Below are 19509 nucleotides of genomic sequence, written 5' to 3'. Positions count from 1 at the left end.
CCTGCGTGACAAATCGCATCCCGGTTGGGCGGAACTCGGTTTGTCAGCCGGGAAGGAATTACGCCACACTGATGTTGTGAAATACGTGACCCAGATGCAAGGCACCGAGGAGACCGCCGCCGCGCGGCTCTCCGGCGTGTCCGCCGAGCGCAGCACGCGTGCGCGTGTCGCCCGGCTCATCCTGGAGCACGGACCGATCACCGCCGCCGCCCTCGGCGAACGGCTCGGGCTCACCCCCGCCGCCGTCCGCCGCCATCTGGACGCGCTGCTGGCCGAAGGGATGATCGAGCCTCGTACGGCCCGGCCCCGCGGCCAGCGCGGCAGGGGGCGACCGGCGAAGCTGTTCGCCATAACCGACGCGGGGCGCAGCGCCTTCGAGCACGCCTACGACGGACTCGCCGGCAACGCGCTACGGTTCCTCGCCGAGCGCGCCGGCGAGGACGCGGTGGCCGAGTTCGCCCGGGCGCAGGTGTCCGGCCTCGTCGGCCGCCTGCAGCCGGAGATGCGCAAGGTCCCCGCCGACCAGCGGGTCCGCGTCCTGGCCGAGGCCCTGTCGGCCGACGGCTACGCCGCCTCGGCGACCAAGGCGAGTCTCGGCGGCGAGCAGCTGTGCCAGCACCACTGTCCGGTGGCGCACGTGGCGGCGGAGTTCCCGCAGCTCTGCGAGGCCGAGACGGAGGCGTTCGCCCAGATCCTCGGCACACCGGTGCAGCGGCTCGCGACGATCGCCCACGGCGACGGGGTGTGCACCACCCATGTGAGCCCGCGCAGAGTGGCCGAGCCGGGTGCGCGAGAGCGAGGAGCGAGCCCGCGGGCACCCGGGCGAGCGCGACCTTCAACAAGCCAGAACACGATCGATGACGAATCGAGCAAGGAGACCGGAAGGTGACTGTCACCGACCGCCCGGAGCTGGAAGGCCTCGGGAATTATAAGTTCGGCTGGGCCGACTCGGACGCTGCCGGATCGGCGGCCCGCCGCGGCCTGTCCGAGGAAGTCGTCCGTAACATCTCCGCGCTCAAGAACGAGCCGGAGTGGATGCTGGACCTTCGTATGAAGGGCCTGCGTCTGTTCGGCAAGAAGCCCATGCCGAACTGGGGCTCCGACCTCAGCGGAATCGACTTCGACAACATCAAGTACTTCGTGCGCTCCACCGAGAAGCAGGCCACTTCCTGGGACGAACTGCCCGAGGACATCAAGTCCACCTACGACAAGCTGGGCATCCCCGAGGCGGAGAAGCAGCGCCTGATCGCCGGCGTCGCCGCCCAGTACGAATCCGAGGTCGTCTACCACAAGATCCGTGAGGACCTCGAGGAGAAGGGCGTCATCTTCGTCGACACCGACACCGCCCTCAAGGAGCACGAGGAGCTCTTCAAGGAGTACTTCGGCACCGTGATCCCGGTCGGCGACAACAAGTTCGCCGCGCTGAACACGGCCACGTGGAGCGGCGGCAGCTTCATCTACGTGCCGCCGAACGTCAACGTGGAGATCCCGCTCCAGGCCTACTTCCGGATCAACACCGAGAACATGGGCCAGTTCGAGCGGACCCTGATCATCGTGGACGAGAACTCCTACGTCCACTACGTCGAGGGCTGCACCGCGCCGATCTACTCCTCCGACTCGCTGCACAGCGCGGTCGTGGAGATCATCGTGAAGAAGGGCGCCCGCTGCCGTTACACGACCATCCAGAACTGGTCGAACAACGTCTACAACCTGGTCACCAAGCGCGCCGTGGCCTATGAGGGCGCGACCATGGAGTGGATCGACGGCAACATCGGTTCGAAGGTCACCATGAAGTACCCGGCCGTCTACCTGATGGGCGAGCACGCCAAGGGCGAGACGCTGAGCGTCGCCTTCGCGGGCGAGGGCCAGCACCAGGACGCCGGCGCCAAGATGGTGCACCTCGCGCCGAACACCAGCTCCACCGTGATCTCCAAGTCCGTCGCCCGCGGCGGCGGCCGCACCTCCTACCGCGGTCTGGTCCAGATCGAGGAGGGCGCACACGGCAGCGCCAGCACCGTCAAGTGCGACGCGCTGCTGGTCGACCAGATCAGCCGCTCCGACACCTACCCCTACGTCGACGTCCGCGAGGACGACGTCTCCATGGGGCACGAGGCCACGGTCTCGAAGGTCTCCGACGACCAGCTGTTCTACCTGATGAGCCGCGGCCTGAACGAGGACGAGGCGATGGCGATGATCGTGCGCGGCTTCGTCGAGCCGATCGCGCGTGAGCTCCCGATGGAGTACGCGCTGGAGCTGAACCGCCTGATCGAGCTGCAGATGGAAGGAGCCGTCGGCTGATGGGTCTCGAAACCAAGCCCCTGTCGACCCTCCACGAGAAGTCCTCCTACAACCTGGACGACTTCCCGGTCCCGACCGGCCGTGAGGAGGAGTGGCGCTTCACCCCGCTGTCGCGCCTGAAGGGCCTGCACAACGGCTCCGCCACCGCCGGCGGCGCCGTACAGGTGCACGTCGACGCCGCCCCCGAGGTCACCGTGGAGACCGTCGGCCGTGACGACCAGCGCCTCGGCAAGGCCTACGTGCCCGCCGACCGGGTCAGCGCCCAGGCCTACGCCGCCTTCGAGAAGGCCACCGTGATCACGGTTCCCCGCGAGGCCGTCGCCTCCAAGCCGACCGTGATCACTCTCACCGGCTCCGGCGAGGGCGCCGCCTACGGCCACCTCCTGGTCACGCTCGAACCGATGGCCGAGGCGGTCGTCATCCTGGACCACCAGGGCAGCGCCGTCTACGCCGACAACGTCGAGTTCGTGGTGGGCGAGAGCGCCACGCTCAAGGTCATCAGCCTGCAGGACTGGGCCGACGACGCCGTGCACGTCTCCCACCACCACGCCCGGCTCGCCAAGGACGCGACCTTCCGCGGCTTCGTGGTCACCCTCGGCGGCGACCTCGTACGGCTCTCGCCGTCGGTCTCCTACGGCGGTCCCGGCGGCGACGCCGACCTGACCGGCCTCTACTTCGTGGACGCCGGGCAGCACATGGAGCACCGCCTGCTGGTGGACCACTCCCAGCCCAACTGCAAGAGCAACGTCGTCTACAAGGGCGCGCTGCAGGGTGAGGACGCCCACGCCGTCTGGATCGGCGACGTCATCATCCGGGTCGAGGCCGAGGGCACCGACACCTACGAGCTCAACCGCAATCTCCTGCTCACCGACGGCGCCCGCGCCGACTCGGTGCCGAACCTGGAGATCCTCACCGGTGAGGTCGCCGGAGCCGGACACGCCAGCGCCTCGGGGCGTCTGGACGACGAGCACATCTTCTACCTTCAGGCCCGCGGCATCCCGTTCGAGGAGGCCCGCCGCCTGGTCGTCCGAGGCTTCTTCGCGCAGCTGCTGGAGAAGATCGAGCTTCCCGAACTGCGTGAGCGGCTGCTCGGCAAGGTCGAGGCGGAGCTGGAGAAGTGACGTTCGAGAAGGTCTGCAAGCTCAGCGACATCCCCGATGACGGCGTGATCGGCCTGGAAGTGGGGGAGACCCCGGTCGCCCTGGTCCGCCGGGGCACGGAGGTCTTCGCCCTGCACGACGTGTGCTCCCACGCGGAGGTCAGGCTCAGCGAGGGCGAGGTCTACGACCAGACCCTGGAGTGCTGGCTGCACGGTTCGTGCTTCGACCTGCGCTCCGGCAAGCCCACCGGCCCGCCCGCCACCAAGCCCGTTCCCGTCTACCACGTCAAGATCGACGGCGATGACGTCCTCGTCTCGCTCTCGAAGGAGTCATAACAGTGTCTGATTCGAGCCGAGTCCGCTCGGGATCCACCCTTGAGATCCGTGACCTGCACGTCGCCGTCGAGGACAAGGAGATCCTGCGCGGCGTCAACCTGACCGTGAAGTCCGGCGAGACCCACGCCATCATGGGCCCCAACGGTTCGGGCAAGTCCACGCTCGCCTACGCGATCGCCGGTCACCCCAAGTACACCGTCACCGGCGGCCAGGTCCTGCTCGACGGCGTCGACCTGCTGGAGCTGACGGTCGACGAGCGCGCCCGCGCCGGCCTGTTCCTCGCCATGCAGTACCCCGTCGAGGTCCCCGGCGTCAGCGTCTCCAACTTCCTGCGTTCGGCGGTCACCTCCGTGCGCGGCGAGGCCCCCAAGCTCCGCGAGTTCGCCAAGGACCTGAAGGCCGGCATGGACGCCCTGTCCATCGACGCCGCCTTCGCCCAGCGCAACCTGAACGAGGGCTTCTCCGGCGGTGAGAAGAAGCGCCACGAGATCCTCCAGCTCGAGCTGCTCAAGCCGAAGATCGCCGTTCTCGACGAGACCGACTCCGGCCTCGACGTCGACGCGCTGCGCGTGGTCTCCGAGGGCATCAACCGCTTCCGCGCCTCCGGCGAGACCGGCGTGCTGCTCATCACCCACTACACCCGCATCCTGCGCTACGTGAAGCCGGACTTCGTCCACGTCTTCGCGGGCGGCCGGATCGTGGAGCAGGGTGGACACGAGCTCGCCGACAAGCTCGAAGCCGAGGGTTACGAGGCCTACACGAAGGCAACCGCCTGATGAACACCGGCTTTGACGTGGAGAGGATCAGGAAGGACTTCCCGATCTTCTCCCGCGAGCTGCCCGGCGGCCGGCCGCTGGTCTACCTCGACTCGGGCAACTCCGCGCAGAAGCCCGCCCAGGTGATCGAGGTCATGCGCGAGCACCTGGCCATGCACTACAGCAACGTCGGCCGGGCCATGCACGCGCTGGGCGCGGAGTCCACCGAGGCGTACGAAACCGCTCGCGACAAGATCGCCGCCTTCATCGGCGCGCCGAGCCGCGACGAGATCGTCTTCACCAAGAACGCCTCCGAGGCGCTCAACCTGGTGGCCTACGCCTTCGGCAACCCCACCAACTCCGACCCCAGGTTCCGGCTCGGCCCCGGCGACGAGATCGTCATCTCCGAGATGGAGCACCACTCCAACATCGTGCCGTGGCAACTGCTCGCGCAGCGCACCGGCGCCACGCTGAAGTGGTTCTCCGTCACCGACGAGGGACGCCTGGACCTGTCGAACCTCGAAGAGCTGGTCACCGAGCGCGCGAAGATCGTGTCGATCGTGCACCAGTCCAACGTGCTCGGCACGGTCAACCCGGTCGACCAGGTGCTCGCCAGGGTCCGTCAGGTCGGGGCGCTGATGATGGTGGACGCCTCGCAGTCGGTGCCTCACCAGCCGGTCGACGTGGCCGCGCTCGGCGTCGACTTCCTGGCCTTCACCGGGCACAAGGTCGTCGGCCCCTCCGGCATCGGTGTGCTGTGGGGTCGCGGCGAGCTGCTCGCGGCCATGCCCCCGTTCATGGGCGGCGGGGAGATGATCGAGGCGGTCTGGATGGACCACTCGACCTACGCTCCCGCACCGCACAAGTTCGAGGCGGGAACCCCGCCGATCGTCGAGGCCATCGGCCTCGGCGCCGCGGTGGACTACCTGTCCGCGATCGGCATGGACGCCATCGTCCGGCACGAGCGTGAGCTCACCGGTTACGCCCTCGGCGCGCTGGGGGAGATCCCCGGCCTGAAGGTGATCGGTCCGCAGAGCCTGGACCAGCGCGGCGGCACGGTGTCGTTCACCCTTGAGGGGATTCACCCGCACGATGTCGGGCAGATCCTGGATGACAACTTCGGTGTGGCCGTGCGCGTGGGGCACCACTGCGCCCGCCCGCTGCACCTGAGGTTCGGGATTCCCGCCACCACGCGGGCCTCCTTCTACCTGTACAATACCCCGGCCGAGATCGACGCCCTGGTCCGCGGCCTCCACCACGTGCAGAAGGTGTTCGCCTAGCCATGCCGGAGCAGTTGAGATGATCGCCGAGTCCATGTACCAGGAGCTGATCCTGGAGCACTACAAGCACCCTCAGGGGCGGGGTCTGCGTGACCCGTACGACGCCGAGGTCCACCACGTGAACCCGACGTGCGGCGATGAGATCACCATGCGGGTGAAGCTGGGCGACGGCGGCAAGGTCGAGGACGTCTCCTACGACGGCCAGGGCTGCTCCATCAGCCAGGCCGCCGCCTCGGTGCTGTACGAGCTGACCGAGGGTTCCACCGTGGACGAGACGCTCGCCGTGGTGGAGGAGTTCACCCGGCTCATGCAGAGCAGGGGCCAGGTCGAGGCGGACGAGGACGTGCTCGGGGACGCCGTGGCGTTCGCCGGTGTCGCCAAGTTCCCGGCCCGGGTCAAGTGCGCGCTGCTGGCCTGGATGGCCTACAAGGACGCGGTTGTGAGGAGTTCTACATGAGCAAGCCTGTTGAGACGCCGACGACGGCGTATGACGGGGAGACGACCCTTGACGAGGTCATGGAGGCCCTCAAGGACGTGGTGGACCCCGAGCTCGGCATCAACGTCGTCGACCTCGGCCTGATCTACGGGGTCAACCTCGACGCCGCCGACGCGGGCGCCCCGCCGATCGCCACCATCGACATGACGCTGACCAGTGCGGCCTGCCCGCTGACCGACGTCATCGAGGACCAGGCGCACTCGGCCCTGGAAGGCATGGTCTCCGACGTGAAGATCAACTGGGTCTGGCTTCCGCCGTGGGGCCCGGACAAGATCACCGACGAGGGACGTGAACAGCTGCGCATGCTCGGCTTCAACGTCTGATCTCTTTCCGGTACGGCTCGCACCATTCGTGGTGCGAGCCGTACCGGATTGTGTGAGAGAATGCCCGATGCCGGGAAGAAAAGCCCGGCTCGGAGCGTTGGCTCTACCACCGGACAAGCGTCTCGCATACTGCTGGACGCCCCGGATCAACCTGGCACTGCGAACGCCGGGTATGCTTGATCGTGGTTTGACTGCGTGCGGGTAAGCTAGACCCGCCCCGTGCGGTGCGCCTCGACTTGCACCGCACTACCGCCCTGAATCGGGCGTCGATTGAGCGCGGCCTGTCGGCCGCGCGTTCCAGGCTCGTCCTTTCGCAGAAGTGACGTGCCCCGTTCTTCTATCGAAAGGCACGAACCTTCGTGACCATGCTTGACGCTGCCCTGCCCGAAATCACCGCATCCCCCGAGGTTCCCGCCGGACCGTCCGAGTTCACCCTCCTCGGTCTGCCGAAGCCGCTGGTGACCGGGCTTTCGCGCCAGGGCATCGACAGCCCCTTCCCCATCCAGCGCGCGACCATCCCCGACATCCTCGCCGGCAGCGACGTCCTCGGCCGCGGCCAGACCGGCTCCGGCAAGACGCTGGCCTTCGGCCTGCCGATGATGGCCCGCATCGCCGGCAGCAAGGCCCGTCCGGGCCACCCCCTCGCCGTCGTCCTCGTGCCGACCCGCGAGCTGGCCATGCAGGTGACCGACGCGCTGGAGCCGCTCGGCCGCGGCCTGTCCCTGCGGATGAAGACCGTCGTCGGCGGCATGTCCATGGGCCGTCAGATCGAGGCGCTGCGCCGTGGCGTCGAGGTCGTCGTGGCCACCCCGGGCCGGCTGACCGACCTGATCCAGCAGGGCGAGTGCACGCTGGACGAGGTTCAGGTGACCATCCTGGACGAGGCCGACCACATGTGCGACCTGGGCTTCTTCCCGGTCGTCAGCGCGATCCTGCAGCAGACCCCGGCCGACAGCCAGCGCCTGCTGTTCTCCGCCACCCTCGACGGTGACGTGGACAAGCTCGTCCGCCGCTTCCTCACCGACCCGGTGACCCACTCCATGGCCCCGGCCGCCTCCTCGGTCGACACCATGGAGCACCACGTGCTGGAGGTGCACCGCGACGACAAGTTCCCGGTGACCGCCGAGATCGCCAACCGTGAGGGCCGCACGATCATCTTCGTGCGCACCCAGCACGGTGTGGACCGGCTGTGCAAGCAGCTCGCCCAGGTCGGCATCAAGGCCGGCGGCCTGCACGGCGGCAAGCGCCAGAACCAGCGCACCCGCATCCTGGCCGAGTTCAAGGAAGGTGCGATCAACGTCCTGGTCTGCACCGACGTGGCCGCTCGCGGAATCCACGTCGACAACATCAGCCTCGTGCTGCACGTCGACCCGCCGCAGGACCACAAGAGCTACCTGCACCGTGGTGGCCGTACCGCCCGCGCCGGCGAGAAGGGCACCGTCATGACGCTGGTGCTCCCCAACGAGCGCCGCTCCACCGACGCGATGACCCGTCGTGCGGGCATCAAGCCCTTCCGCCTCAAGGCCACCCCGGGCCACCCGCGTCTGGAGGAGGTCGCCGGGGCGCGCCAGCCCAGCGGTGAGCCGATCCCCGTCTGGGAGCCCTCCGCGCCGGCCGCCAAGCAGCGCGAGCGTCGCGGCTTCGGCGGCAACGGCGGCGGCCGTGGTCCGCGCCGCTTCCGTGACCGTCCCGGTCACGGCGGCGAGGGTCACCAGCCCCGCGAGCGCTCCTTCGGCGACGACAACCGTGGCGGCGAGCGCGGCAACAACGGCAGCGTGAGCGACGTGCGCGGCCAGTACCGCTCGGACCGTTCCGGCGGCTACCGCGGTGACCGTCAGGGCGGCGCCCTGCGCGGCGGCGAGCGGCGTGAGCCGTTCCGCAGCGGTGACCGTCAGGGTGGCGGCTTCCGCAGCGGCGAGCCGTTCCGCGCCGAGGGCCGTTCCGACAGCCGCGGCGGCTCGCGTGGCGGTGGCTTCCGCGGCGGGCGCGGCGACCACACCGCGGGCCGCTACGGCCGCTGACATCACGGCGCGCAGGCGGCCACGGCCGCTGAAACCGCGCCGCGGCTGATCGCAGCGAACATCGAAGGGGCCGGTACGGCAGTCGCCGTACCGGCCCCTTCGCCATGCCCGGGCGGTACCGTCCGGCTACCGGGGCGGGTCGCTCTTCGAGCCCGAGGGGCGGCACAGGAAGAACGCGACGATGAGCATCACCGTGATCGCGCCGTCCCACCCGACGGTCGTGCCGGCCTGCGCGACGTCGCCGCGTACGACATAGACGACCGCGGTGAGGCTCACGGCCGCCTTGTCGGCGATCACCAGGGCCCACAGGGGACCGTTGCCTTCGGGACGCCAGGCCAGCAGGGCGAAGAGCCCCGCGAACAGCAGCAGGCCGTACATCCGCCAGGTCTGGATCATCAAGGTGGCGTCACCGGCGGCGGTCACCTCGGCGATGCCCGACGACAGTCCCGCCAGCAGGGCGAGCAGCGCGGCCGTCCCAGCCAGGAGACGTCCGGTTCGCCGGCGCAGGCCGGAGGGGCGGGTGGTGGTCAGAGGGTGGGTGGAGGTCGTCATGTCGGTCTCCGTCTCAACGGTGTGTACGCGTCCCCAAAGGGGTGTACACGGCGGTATCTCAAGGTCGTGTCTCAGGGGCAAGTCCCGCGATGTACGCGGGCGGGCGCGGCGGTATCTCAAGGTCGTGTCTCAGGGGAATCCCGCGACGTCGGCGGGCGGGCGCGGCGGCGAGGCCGAGCCGTCAGGCGGCGAAGGCGTGCTCGGTGAGTCGTCAGGAGGTGAGGACCCGCTTTCCCCAGGCGGCGAAGGCCTGCTTGAGGAAGGGCAGGAGCGCCTCCGCGGTGCGCTCGGGGAATTCCGAGTGGGGGTAATGACCCGCGCCCTCGATCATCTGAACCTCACAGGTCAGCATGCGGGCCTGCAGGGCGGCCTCCTCCTCGGGGTGAGGGAAGTCGGGATCCTTGGTCCCGATGACGACCAGGGCGGGGCAGTCGACCGAAGGGGCCCACCGTTCTCCTTCGGGGGTGGCCCCCAGGAGCATCGCGGCCATCGCCTGCCGCCGGCCGGGCTCGCGCAGGGTCGTGACCAGAGCGGTGCGGTAGGGGCCCAGGTCCGCGGGTCCGGCGGTCGGATGGGCGTAGCCGTAGTACATGCTCCAGGCCAGGGGAGAGGCCGCCATGAGCCGGACCGCGAGCCGGGCGAACAGGTTCAGGGGCACGTCGCGGACGAACCCGTCCAGCGGGACGATCCCGATGACCTGGGCGGGTGCGTGGGCGGCGGCCCAGATGACCGCTCCGCCCGCGTAGGAGTTGCCGACCAGCACCGCGGGTCCGGCGTCGAGGTGCTTAAGCAAGGTGATCACGTCCAGGCCCACTGCGGTCTGGGTGTAGTCGTTCCACGGTGCCGAGGACTCCCCGTGCCCGCGCAGGTCCGTCGTCACCACCCGATATCCCGCCTGCTCCAGCAGCGGAGCCAGGAACCGGTAGGTCTGCCGCCTGTCTCCCAGACCCGGGATCAACATCACCAGCGGCCCGTCGCCACCGGTGTCGTCATAGGCGATCCGTCCGCCCGCAACCGTCATGAACTGAGTTTCCATCGCATTCCCTTCGGCTTGTCTGCGCTGGTCACGACCGTAGGGTGCGCATGATCGGTTCAGGTATCGGACGGATGACTGGTACCGCAGGACAGTCATTCGATTCGGTCTGCTAGCTTTCGCCCATGTTGTATGGCCGGTCGGCTGAGACCGCGCGAATCGATGACCTGCTGGACGCGGCCCGTACCGGTCGCAGCGCCGCCCTGCTCCTCCGGGGAGGACCGGGCGTCGGGAAGTCGGCTCTCCTGGACTACGCGGCAAAGCGGGCCACCGGCCTGCGCGTGCTGCGGTGCACGGGTATCGAGTCCGAGTCCGAGCTCGCCTTCGCCGCCCTGCACCTGCTGCTGCGCCCCGGCCTCGGCGATCTGGACGCCCTGGCCGAGCCGCAGGCGGCCGCGCTGCGGGGCGCGTTCGGGCTCGCCGCGACAACCGGCGACGACCGGTTCCTGATCGGGCTGGCCGCGCTGTCGCTGCTGGCCGAACTGGCCGGGGACCGGCCCCTGCTGTGCCTGGTCGACGACGCCCAATGGCTCGACCGCGCCTCCGCCGACGCCCTGCTGTTCGCGTCCCGCCGGCTCGACGCCGAAGGTGTCGTGGTGCTGTTCGGCGCGCGAGACGAAGGGCCGGCCGCGCCGGGCGTCGAGGAGCTGAAGCTCACCGGACTCGATCGGGAGGCCTCGGGACTGCTGCTGGACGAGCACACCCCCGGGCTGCGCCCGCACGAACGGGAACGGGTCCTGGCCGAGTCGGACGGCAACCCGCTGGCCCTGCTCGAACTGCCCGGCGCGGCCGCCGGAGCTGCGGAGCTGGGATCTCTGCCGCTGCCGCAGCGGATCCAGGACGCCTACCACCGGCAGGTGATCCGGCTCGCCCGGCCGACTCGCACGTTCCTGCTGGTGGCGGCAGCCGAGGAGACCGGCGACCTGGCGGCGACGCTGCGGGCCGCCGAGCTGCTCGGCGGCACGGCGGCCGCGGCGGACGAGGCGGAGCGCCACGGGCTGATCACCATGCGCGATCTCACGGTGGTGTTCCGGCATCCGCTGGTGCGGGCCGCGGTCTACCAGGGCGCGACCTTCGCCGAACGACGGGCCGCGCACCAGGCGCTGGCGGGCGTGCTGAGCGGCGAGCAGGACAGCGACCGGCGGGCCTGGCATCTGGCCGCCGCCGCATCGGGCCCGGACGAGGCGATCGCCGCCGAGCTGGAACGGACCGCTCTGCGGGCCAGAGAACGCCTCGGCTACGCCGCCGCGGCCGCCGCGCTCGAACGCGCGGCGATGCTCACGCCCGACCGGCCGGAGCGAGCCGGCCGGCTGGTCGCCGCGGCCGAGTCCGCCTTCGACGCGGGTCTCCCGGCCGCGGCGGGCACGCTGGCAGGGCAGGCGATCCGGTTCGCCGGCGATCCGCGGGCGCTGGCCCGGATCGCGAGCCTGCGCGCGCAGGTCGCCGCCGGCCGCGGATCCACCCGAGCGGCCCACGAGATCCTCATCGCCGCGTCGGGCCCCATCGAGGAGCTCGACCCCGACACCAACGTGCTCATGCTGGTGGAGGCCGTACGGGCCGCCTGGTTCATCGGTGAGCCGGCCCTGATGAAGGTGGCGGCCGACCGGCTGCGCGCCGCACCACCGCCGCAGGACGCTCTGGTGCCGCTCATCCACGCCGGCCTGGCTTTGGACGACCTCACCACCGGGCAGGTGGGAAGGGCGCTGCCGCCCATCGCCGCGCTGGTGGCGTTCGGCCGCGGGTTGCCCGACGGCCTGGTGGGCACCCGGACGAACGCGGCGGGGATCGCCCTGCTGAACGGAGACTTCGAGGCCGCACGGGAGATCGGGCTGGCCGTGGTGCGCGAATGCCGCACCGACGGGATGATCGGCCGACTGCCGGTGATCCAGCTGGCGCTGACGCTGGCGGAGACCTTCCTGAACCGGTTCCGCGACGCGGAGGCGACCGCGGCCGAGGGCCTCCGCCTCGCGGTGGACACCGACCAGCCCAACCACGCCGCGCACCTGCGGGCCGTCCTCGCCTGGCTCGCCGCCTTCGAGGGCGACGAGCACCGCTGTCGTACGCTCGCCGAGCAGTCCCTCCAGTACTTCTCCATCGACGGCGTCATCAACGGCGCCACCGTGGCGCATTGGGCGCTGGCCACGCTCGATCTCGGTCTGGGCAGGCTGGAGGCGGCACTCGACCGCCTGGAGACCACCGCCCTGGGGCCGGCGCGTCACCAGATGGACGTCACCTACTTCGCCCCCGACCAGATCGAAGCCGCGGTGCGGCTCGGCCGGCCCGACCGCGCGACGCAGCCCATGGCCCGGTTCACCGTATGGGCCGACGCCGTCCAGTACCCGTGGGCGCAGGCTCTCCTGCACCGCTGCCGGGCGCTGACCGGCCCGGACCATGAGGCCGAGGACGACTACGCCGCCGCCCTGCGGCTGCACACCGACCGGGAGCGCCCGTTCGAGCACGCCCGCACCGAGCTGCTGTACGGCGAATGGCTGCGCAGGGGCCGGCGCCAGTCCGACGCCCGCGGCCACCTGCGCAATGCCCTGACCCTGTTCGAAAGGACCGGGGCGAAGCCCTGGGCCGACCGCGCCCGCGCCGAACTACGCGCCGCCGGTGAAAGGGTCACCGCGACCGGCGGCGATCTCCATCTGCTGGACCTGCTCACCCCGCAGGAGCGTCAGGTCGTACGGCTGGCCGCCACCGGCGCCACCAACCGTGACATCGCCGCCCAGCTCTTCCTCAGCCCGAGAACCATCAGCCACCATCTCTATCGCGCCTTCCCCAAGCTCGGTGTCACCACCCGCATCGAGCTCGCCCACCTGCATTTCGGCGACTGACGGTTCTCCGGCAGACGGGTCCGGCGGTGTCCGGGCCCGCGCCGCGCCAACGAACGACCGGCGGATCGCCGATCCGCATCCATTCCGTGTCCAGACGGTGGACGTGCACCCTCGCGGTCCCGCGAGCCCATTAGTCTGGGAAGGCACATCCGACGACGCCGAGAGAGATCATGAAGACCTTCGAAGAGCTGTACGCCGAGCTGTCCGACAAGGCGCGCACCCGGCCCGAGGGCTCGGGAACCGTGGCCGCGCTGGACGCCGGGGTCCATGCCATTGGCAAGAAGGTCGTGGAGGAGGCCGCCGAGAGCTGGATGGCGGCCGAGCACGAGTCGAACGAGCGTGCCGCCGAGGAGATCTCCCAGCTCCTCTACCACGTGCAGGTTCTCATGATCGCGAAAGGGATCGGGCTGGACGAGGTCTACAAGCATCTGTGAGCCGGTGCGCCCGGCTCCAGCCTCGTAGCAACCAACATCCATGTAAGGAATCCGCACTCATGCTCCGTCTCGCCGTTCCCAACAAGGGGGCCCTCACCGAGGCCGCCCAGACCATCCTCAAGGAAGCCGGATACCGCGCTCGCACCGACAGCAAGGAGCTCGTGGTCGTCGACCTGGACAACTCCTGTGAGCTGTTCTTCCTGCGTCCCAAGGACATCGCCGTCTACGTCGGCGAGGGCACTCTGGACGCCGGGATCACCGGTCGCGACATGCTCCACGACTCCGGCGCGCAGGTCGAGGAGATCCTGCCGCTCGGCTTCGGCAGGTCCACCTTCCGCTTCGCGGCCAATCCCGGCGAGTTCTCCTCCGTCGCCGATCTCAAGGGCAAGCGCGTCGCCACCTCCTACGCCGGCCTGCTGGAGACCTACCTCGCCGAGCAGGACGTCGACGCTCGCGTGATCAAGCTGGACGGAGCGGTCGAGACCGCCGTCAGGCTGGGCGTGGCCGACGCCGTGGCCGACGTCGTGGAGACCGGCACCACGCTGCGCAACATGGGCCTTGAGGTGTTCGGCGAGCCGATCGCCCGATCCGAAGGTGTGCTGATCAAGCGGGTCGGCGGGGTGGAGACCCCGGGGCTGCAGCAACTCGTCCGTCGCCTGCACGGTGTGCTGATGGCGCGCGACTACGTGATGATGGACTACGACATCCGCGCGGAGCGGATCGAGGAGGCCATCGCCCTCACCCCGGGCATGGAGGGCCCCACGGTCTCCCCGCTGCACCGGGAGGGCTGGGTCGCGGTCCGCGCCATGGTGCCGCGCAAGGGTCACCAGCAGGTGATGGACCAGCTCTGGGAGATCGGCGCGAAGGCCATTCTGGTCACCGCCATCTTCGCCTGCCGTATCTGAGCGCCGGCGGCCCCGGGCTCACCGCGCCAGACCCGCGGGCCTCGGTCACTCCGGCCGCGCGTGGGCGCACCCGCGGGCGGCCGGCCGATCGTCCAGGCCGCCCGGCCAGCTCTCGCACCGGCACGCCGGGGCAGGCGGATCGGCCCAGTGCAGGGCGATGAACGGCGCGGCACAGCAGGGATGGTGCACGCGTTCGCGGGTGATCCGGTAACGGGCCCCGGTTTCGGGCTCTTCGGGTGAACGGCGCGGGACGGGTACGGTGACGGTGCCGATGTCCTGGTCGATGTGCGTGAGCATGCCATGGCAGGGGCCGCCCAGGCAGATCGCGTTGGGGGCCGGGCGGTTCATGCGGGGTAGGCGTGGGTCTCGGTGGCCTTGACCGCGGCCCATACCCGTCGGCCGGGGGTCAGGTCGAGCTCGGCGACGGCGGCCGGGGTGACGTCGGCCGAAGCGATGATCGGCCCCTGCAGGTGGATGCGGACGTTGTCTCCGTGGCGCTCGACACCTTCGATGCCGGCCTGCCACAGGTTGCGCGGGGTGCCGTCCGGCCGGGTGCGGTACAGGGCGACCGCGCTGGGAGCGAACGCGACGAACGCGGGTCCGTCGAGGTGGTCGGCGACGCTGAAGCGCACGTCGCCGACCATGACGTGCTGGCCGGTGGCGGTGCCGCGGTAGAGGTTGAGGCCGACCAGACGGGCGACGTAGTCGGTGCGCGGGCGACGGGCCACCTCGGCCGGGGCGCCCTGCTGGACGACGGAGCCGTTTTCGATGACGACCAGTCGGTCGGCCAGCACCATCGCGTCCAGCGGGTCGTGGGTGACCAGAACGGTGGCGCCGTCGAAGTCGGCCAGATGGCGACGGAGCCGGGAACGGACCTCCAGCCGGGTGTGGGCGTCGAGGGCGGCCAGCGGCTCGTCCAGCAGCAGCAAACGCGGCGCCGCGGCCAGGGCGCGGGCCAGGGCGACCCGCTGGGCCTGGCCGCCCGACAGCTGCCGGGGCTTGGCGGCCGCGTGCTCGGCCAGGCCGACGCGCTGCAGCCACGCGGCGGCCGTACGGCGCGCCTCGGACCTGGAGGCACCGTGACAGCGGGGGCCGAAGGCCACGTTGTCCAGGGCCGACAGGTGCGGGAAGAGCAGGTAGTCCTGGAAGACCATGCCGACCGGGCGGCGCTCGGCCGCGACGGTGTGCAGCGGGTGGCCGTCCAGGGTGATGTGGCCGCCGTCCAGGGCGGCGAGTCCGGCCAGAGCGCGCAGCGCGGTGGTCTTTCCCGCGCCGTTGGGACCGAGCAGCGCGACGACCTGGCCGGAGGTGACGGCGAGGTCGATGTCCAGGCGGAAGCGGGGACGTTCGACGACGAGGTGAGCGTGCAGGGTCACGGGTTGCCCGCCCATCTGTCGCGCAGGCTGGCCAGGATGACGACGGAGACGGCCAGCAGGACGAGGCTGAGCACGATGGCCGCCTCCGGCTCGGTCTCCAGAGCGAGGTAGACCGCCAGCGGCATGGTCTGGGTCTGGCCGGGGAAGTTGCCGGCGAAGGTGATGGTGGCGCCGAACTCGCCCAGCGCCCGGGCCCAGCACAACACGGCGCCGGCCGCGATGCCCGGAGCGACCAGCGGCAGGGTGACGCGGCGGAAGATGATCCAGCGGGAGGCGCCCAGGGTGGCGGCGGCCTCCTCGAAACGCAGGTCGGCGGCGCGCAGCGCGCCTTCGACGCTGATGACGAGGAACGGCATGGCGACGAACGCCTCGGCGACCACGACTCCGGCGGTGCTGAACGGCAGGGTGAGGCCGAAGGCGGTGTCCAGCCACTGGCCGATCAGGCCGCGCCGTCCCAGCACGAGCAGCAGTGCGACGCCGCCCACCACGGGAGGCAGCACCAGCGGAACGGTGATCAGGGCGCGCACCAGGCGCCGGCCGGGGAAGGAGACGCGGGCCAGCAGCCAGGCCAGCGGCACGCCGAGCAGCAGGCACACCAACGTGGCCAGGGTCGCGGTCACCAGTGACAGCCGCAGAGCCTGGAGCACCTGCGGCTCGGCCAGCCGTACGGCCAGGGTGGACCAGGGGGCGCGCACCAGCAGCCCGGTCAGCGGCAGCACCAGGAACGCCACGCCGGCCACGGCGGGCACCACCAGCAGCCAGGGCGGGCGGCCCGTCACACCGCCCGCCGAGCCGGGATCACGCTGAGCGCGGTCCCGGTCGGCCGATATCACGGACGGTGTCATGCGATCAGGGAGCTTCGAAGCCGGCCTTGGTCAGCACGGCCGTGCCCTCCGGGGAGACGACCAGGCCGACGAACTGCTTGGCCAGCTCCGGCGCGGGCGCCTTGGACAGGGACGCGATCGGGTAATCGTTGATCGCCTTGTCCGCCTCCGGGAATGCGATGCCCTTCACCTTGTCCGCGGCGGCCAGCACGTCGGTCTTGTAGACCAGCGCGGCGTCGACCTCGCCGAGCTCGACCTTGGTCAGCGTGGCCTTGACGTCCTGTTCCAGCGTGACGGGGGTGACCTTCAGCCCGGCGGCCTCCAGCGCCTTGGCCGCCGCCGCGCCGCAGGGGACCTGGGGGGCGCACAGGGCGACCTTGACCTTCGGGCCGGCCAGGTCCTTCAGCTCATCCACCTTGGCAGGGTTGTCGGTCGGCACGGCGATCTGCAGCTTGTTGCGCACGAACGTGGCGGGGCCGGTGGCCAGGGAGGCGTCGGTGACGGTCTTCATCGTGGCCGGGCTGGCGGCGGCGAACACGTCCGCGGGGGCGCCCTGGACGATCTGCTGGGCCAGCGTGGCGCTGGAGCCGAAGTTGAACTTCACCGACGTGCCCGGATGGGCGGTCTCAAAGGTCTTGCCCAGCTCGGTGAACGTGCCGGTCAGCGACGCGGCGGCGAACACCGTCAACGTTGTGGCCCCATCGCCGGCGGGGGCGGAGGCCGCGGGGGCGGCCGGATCGCTGGAGCCGCAGCCGGACAGACCGGCGGCCAGTGTGAGGGCGAGGGGGACCGTGACGGCCCATCGGGAAAGACGCCTGACCAACAGGGGCTCCTTACTGGTTCACCGTGCGAGTGTGATCGGGGATCTCCACGACGACGTTGGTGGACTTGATCACGGCGACCGCCATCACCCCCACCTCCAGGCCCAGCTCGTCGGCGGCCTGGCGGCTCATCAGCGACACCACCCGGTACGGCCCGGCGGCGATCTCCACCTGAGCCATCACCGCGTCCTTGATGACCTCGGTCACGATCCCGCGAAAGCGATTGCGCGCCGAAGAGTGCCCCGAGCCGTTCTCGGATTCGATCTGGGAACGCGCGAACGCCGCCAGGTTCGCACCCGCCACCATCCGGTGGCCGTGCTCGTCCCGGCGGGCCGCGAGCCGGCCGGCGTCGATCCACCGGCGGACGGTGTCGGGGCTGACCCCGAGCAGCGCGGCCGCCTCGCTGATCCGAAACGTCGTCACGAACAATCACCATACCTTCGCATATTCAGGCCGATAGAGGCAGGGCCCATGGCAGTCACCAAGTGATCCACTGATTTCACGTCGCAACTGAGATTCCACAGAGCGTTCCTGGCGCTCGTGCCCGCCGGCGGCTCCGACGTGTCGTCGCCGCTCTGCCATCGACCATGATCGCCGCTCGCGGCAGGGATGAGCGCCGCAGAACCAGGTCACTTCTCGGACGGCTACGGCTACGGCTGCGCCGGCGGAGACACCACCCCGAAACTCCGCCACCATAGTCCAGGGCGCGGGATGCGGTGCGGCGGAAGTCGCGCACCGCGCCGGTGGCCGCGATGGGATCGGTGAGCGGATCGCCTGAGGGCTTCCACCCTCCCGTTCCGATCGACTTTCGTCGATCGGCGATGAACGCGGAGGAGAAGGGGCCGCTGCCGCGCTGAGGCCGAAGAGTACGCGAGCCGGCCGCCTGCCTCAGACGGATGCGGTCTCCCATACGAACCCGTCGGGGTCGGTGAAGAGCCCGGCATCGCTGCCGATCACGATCCGGTGTGATCCGGTGCCCTCCTGGGAGACGCCGATGTCCTTGGCGAGGGCGCGGCGCGGGTAGAGCGCCAGCGTGACGGCCGACGACGGGGTGTCGAACTCGACGTACTTGCCGCCGAAGCTCTTCGCCACGGCCAGGCCGCGGTCGACGTAGAACCGCTTGCTCGCCTTGACGTCCGCCACTCCCAACAGGAGCGCGACCTGGTCGATGTGCCGGGCGGCAGGGCCGGTGTCCTTCTTGTTCGAGGTCGCGAGCTTGCAGATCGTTCCGTCCGGGGCGCGTACGACGCCGCCGTAGCCCCAGAACCCCTTCGTGGCCGGCTTCAGCGTCGTGGCGCCGGCGTCGAGGGCGGCGGCGATCAAGGCGTCGACGTTGCCCGGCTGGGACACCACGAGGGACAGCGCGAACCCGCAGAAGCCGGTCGTCGGCGCATCCGAGGCGCGTACGTTCACGTATGAGCCCAAACCAAAGGCTTCGTAGAAGGCGCCTGCGGCCGTGGGGTCGAGAACTTCCAGGGTGACGGATTCGAAGGAGGTCATGGCAGGTCCTTTGAGCGAGATGGGTTCGTCGTCTTGTCGGCGGCCGCTATGCCGCGGATATGGCAGTGGCGGGTCGGCGCTCAGTGGTCCTGCAGGAGGCCGAGGACGTTGCCGTCGGGGTCGATGACGGTGGCGACCAGGCGGCCGCCACCGATCTCGTGCGCGGCCTCCTTCACGGTGGCCCCCGCGGCGATCACCTCGGCCAGCTTCGCCTCGATGTCGGTCACGTGCCAGTAGGCCACCGGCGAGGTCATGCCCTGCGGCCCACCGCCCGGCACCAGCCCGATGTGCTGGCCCTCGGCCTCGAAGCCGACGTAGAAGGACGAGTCGGTCTGCGGCGGGATACCGAGCAGGGCCGCGTACACCGCCTTGGCCTTGGCCAGGTCCGACACGGGATGCAGCACGGTCTTGATTCCCTGGGGGGAAGAGCCGGTCATGGTCACTCCTATGGTCGTGGGTCATGTCGACCCGCTGTTTGCGTATCCACAGCTTGTCTCCCGGCCCGGCCGGTCCGCATCCGTGGCGACCACGGAACCCGACCACGGATCGACGGCACGGATCGACGGCACGGATCGCGCACGGATCGCGGATGGTGGCCACTGCGGATGAGAACGCGGAGGGG

At 70.2% G+C, this 19509-nt stretch carries 21 protein-coding genes; 12 read left to right on the top strand and 9 right to left on the bottom strand.

From position 1 onward, the window contains the following. Window positions 1–94: 94 nt before the first annotated feature. From ACQPYK_RS31105 to ACQPYK_RS31065, 9 genes are all read left to right on the top strand, one after another. A complete protein-coding gene (locus ACQPYK_RS31105) occupies window positions 95–889 on the top strand; it encodes a helix-turn-helix transcriptional regulator (RefSeq protein ID WP_433258960.1) in 795 nt (264 codons plus the stop codon). Next, on the top strand, window positions 886–2298 hold the full coding sequence (gene sufB / locus ACQPYK_RS31100; protein WP_433238610.1) for a Fe-S cluster assembly protein SufB: 1413 nt from the start codon (window positions 886–888) through the stop codon (window positions 2296–2298). The genes ACQPYK_RS31105 and sufB overlap by 4 nt, the downstream gene beginning before the upstream one ends. Beyond that, complete coding sequence (sufD, locus tag ACQPYK_RS31095; RefSeq protein WP_433238607.1) at window positions 2298–3419, top strand: Fe-S cluster assembly protein SufD; 1122 nt, start codon at window positions 2298–2300, stop codon at window positions 3417–3419. Before sufB ends, sufD begins: the two co-directional genes overlap by 1 nt. After that, complete coding sequence (locus tag ACQPYK_RS31090) at window positions 3416–3733, top strand: Rieske (2Fe-2S) protein (RefSeq protein ID WP_433238604.1); 318 nt, start codon at window positions 3416–3418, stop codon at window positions 3731–3733. Before sufD ends, ACQPYK_RS31090 begins: the two co-directional genes overlap by 4 nt. 44 nt (window positions 3734–3777) lie before the next feature. Beyond that, complete coding sequence (gene sufC, locus ACQPYK_RS31085; RefSeq protein WP_433258958.1) at window positions 3778–4509, top strand: Fe-S cluster assembly ATPase SufC; 732 nt, start codon at window positions 3778–3780, stop codon at window positions 4507–4509. Continuing rightward, window positions 4509–5768, top strand: coding sequence for a cysteine desulfurase (locus ACQPYK_RS31080; RefSeq protein ID WP_433238601.1), 1260 nt, complete (start codon window positions 4509–4511; stop codon window positions 5766–5768). The genes sufC and ACQPYK_RS31080 overlap by 1 nt, the downstream gene beginning before the upstream one ends. 19 nt (window positions 5769–5787) lie before the next feature. Further along, window positions 5788–6225, top strand: coding sequence for a Fe-S cluster assembly sulfur transfer protein SufU (gene sufU / locus ACQPYK_RS31075; protein WP_433238598.1), 438 nt, complete (start codon window positions 5788–5790; stop codon window positions 6223–6225). Continuing rightward, window positions 6222–6587 (top strand): metal-sulfur cluster assembly factor, encoded by a 366-nt coding sequence (locus ACQPYK_RS31070; RefSeq protein ID WP_433238595.1) that lies wholly within the window; start codon window positions 6222–6224, stop codon window positions 6585–6587. The genes sufU and ACQPYK_RS31070 overlap by 4 nt, the downstream gene beginning before the upstream one ends. A gap of 365 nt (window positions 6588–6952) precedes the next feature. Beyond that, window positions 6953–8608, top strand: coding sequence for a DEAD/DEAH box helicase (locus ACQPYK_RS31065; protein WP_433238592.1), 1656 nt, complete (start codon window positions 6953–6955; stop codon window positions 8606–8608). A gap of 126 nt (window positions 8609–8734) precedes the next feature. Here ACQPYK_RS31065 and ACQPYK_RS31060 read toward each other — a convergent pair whose 3' ends face one another. Both ACQPYK_RS31060 and ACQPYK_RS31055 read right to left on the bottom strand, forming a co-directional pair. Next, window positions 8735–9160 carry a hypothetical protein gene (locus tag ACQPYK_RS31060; protein WP_433238589.1) on the bottom strand — a complete coding sequence of 142 codons (426 nt, stop codon included), beginning with the start codon at window positions 9158–9160 and terminating at the stop codon, window positions 8735–8737. A gap of 211 nt (window positions 9161–9371) precedes the next feature. Next, complete coding sequence (locus tag ACQPYK_RS31055; protein ID WP_433238586.1) at window positions 9372–10181, bottom strand: alpha/beta fold hydrolase; 810 nt, start codon at window positions 10179–10181, stop codon at window positions 9372–9374. 137 nt (window positions 10182–10318) lie between these two features. Here ACQPYK_RS31055 and ACQPYK_RS31050 point away from each other — a divergent pair, with 137 nt between their 5' ends. The 3 genes from ACQPYK_RS31050 (at window position 10319) to hisG (ending at window position 14366) form a co-directional block, all read left to right on the top strand. Beyond that, entirely contained in the window at window positions 10319–13027 is a 2709-nt protein-coding gene (locus ACQPYK_RS31050; RefSeq protein ID WP_433238583.1) for an AAA family ATPase, read from the top strand. A gap of 170 nt (window positions 13028–13197) precedes the next feature. After that, entirely contained in the window at window positions 13198–13461 is a 264-nt protein-coding gene (locus tag ACQPYK_RS31045) for a phosphoribosyl-ATP diphosphatase (RefSeq protein ID WP_012892448.1), read from the top strand. A 59-nt stretch (window positions 13462–13520) separates the two neighbouring features. After that, a complete protein-coding gene (hisG, locus tag ACQPYK_RS31040; RefSeq protein WP_433238579.1) occupies window positions 13521–14366 on the top strand; it encodes an ATP phosphoribosyltransferase in 846 nt (281 codons plus the stop codon). Window positions 14367–14411: 45 nt separating this feature from the next. Here the strand turns inward: hisG and ACQPYK_RS31035 are convergent, their stop codons facing one another. The 7 genes from ACQPYK_RS31035 to ACQPYK_RS31005 form a co-directional block, all read right to left on the bottom strand. Further along, complete coding sequence (locus tag ACQPYK_RS31035) at window positions 14412–14714, bottom strand: hypothetical protein (protein WP_433238576.1); 303 nt, start codon at window positions 14712–14714, stop codon at window positions 14412–14414. Beyond that, window positions 14711–15757 (bottom strand): ABC transporter ATP-binding protein, encoded by a 1047-nt coding sequence (locus ACQPYK_RS31030; protein WP_433238573.1) that lies wholly within the window; start codon window positions 15755–15757, stop codon window positions 14711–14713. Before ACQPYK_RS31030 ends, ACQPYK_RS31035 begins: the two co-directional genes overlap by 4 nt. Further along, the gene (modB, locus tag ACQPYK_RS31025; RefSeq protein WP_433238570.1) at window positions 15739–16587 is read right to left on the bottom strand and encodes a molybdate ABC transporter permease subunit; all 849 of its coding nucleotides are present in this window, start codon (window positions 16585–16587) and stop codon (window positions 15739–15741) included. Before modB ends, ACQPYK_RS31030 begins: the two co-directional genes overlap by 19 nt. A gap of 4 nt (window positions 16588–16591) precedes the next feature. Beyond that, the gene (gene modA / locus ACQPYK_RS31020) at window positions 16592–17389 is read right to left on the bottom strand and encodes a molybdate ABC transporter substrate-binding protein (RefSeq protein ID WP_433238567.1); all 798 of its coding nucleotides are present in this window, start codon (window positions 17387–17389) and stop codon (window positions 16592–16594) included. A gap of 10 nt (window positions 17390–17399) precedes the next feature. Continuing rightward, a complete protein-coding gene (locus tag ACQPYK_RS31015) occupies window positions 17400–17810 on the bottom strand; it encodes a TOBE domain-containing protein (RefSeq protein WP_433238564.1) in 411 nt (136 codons plus the stop codon). Between the two features lie 465 nt (window positions 17811–18275). Next, window positions 18276–18887, bottom strand: a complete 612-nt coding sequence (locus ACQPYK_RS31010; RefSeq protein WP_433238561.1) for a glyoxalase — start codon at window positions 18885–18887, stop codon at window positions 18276–18278. Window positions 18888–18967: 80 nt separating this feature from the next. Further along, on the bottom strand, window positions 18968–19324 hold the full coding sequence (locus ACQPYK_RS31005; RefSeq protein ID WP_433238558.1) for a VOC family protein: 357 nt from the start codon (window positions 19322–19324) through the stop codon (window positions 18968–18970). Between the last annotated feature and the right edge of the window lie 185 nt (window positions 19325–19509).

This window comes from Streptosporangium sp. CA-135522, assembly GCF_050949235.1.
GTDB lineage: Bacteria > Actinomycetota > Actinomycetes > Streptosporangiales > Streptosporangiaceae > Streptosporangium.
Note: the sequence above shows the minus strand (reverse complement) of the source record. Positions and strands in the feature narration are given on the sequence as shown.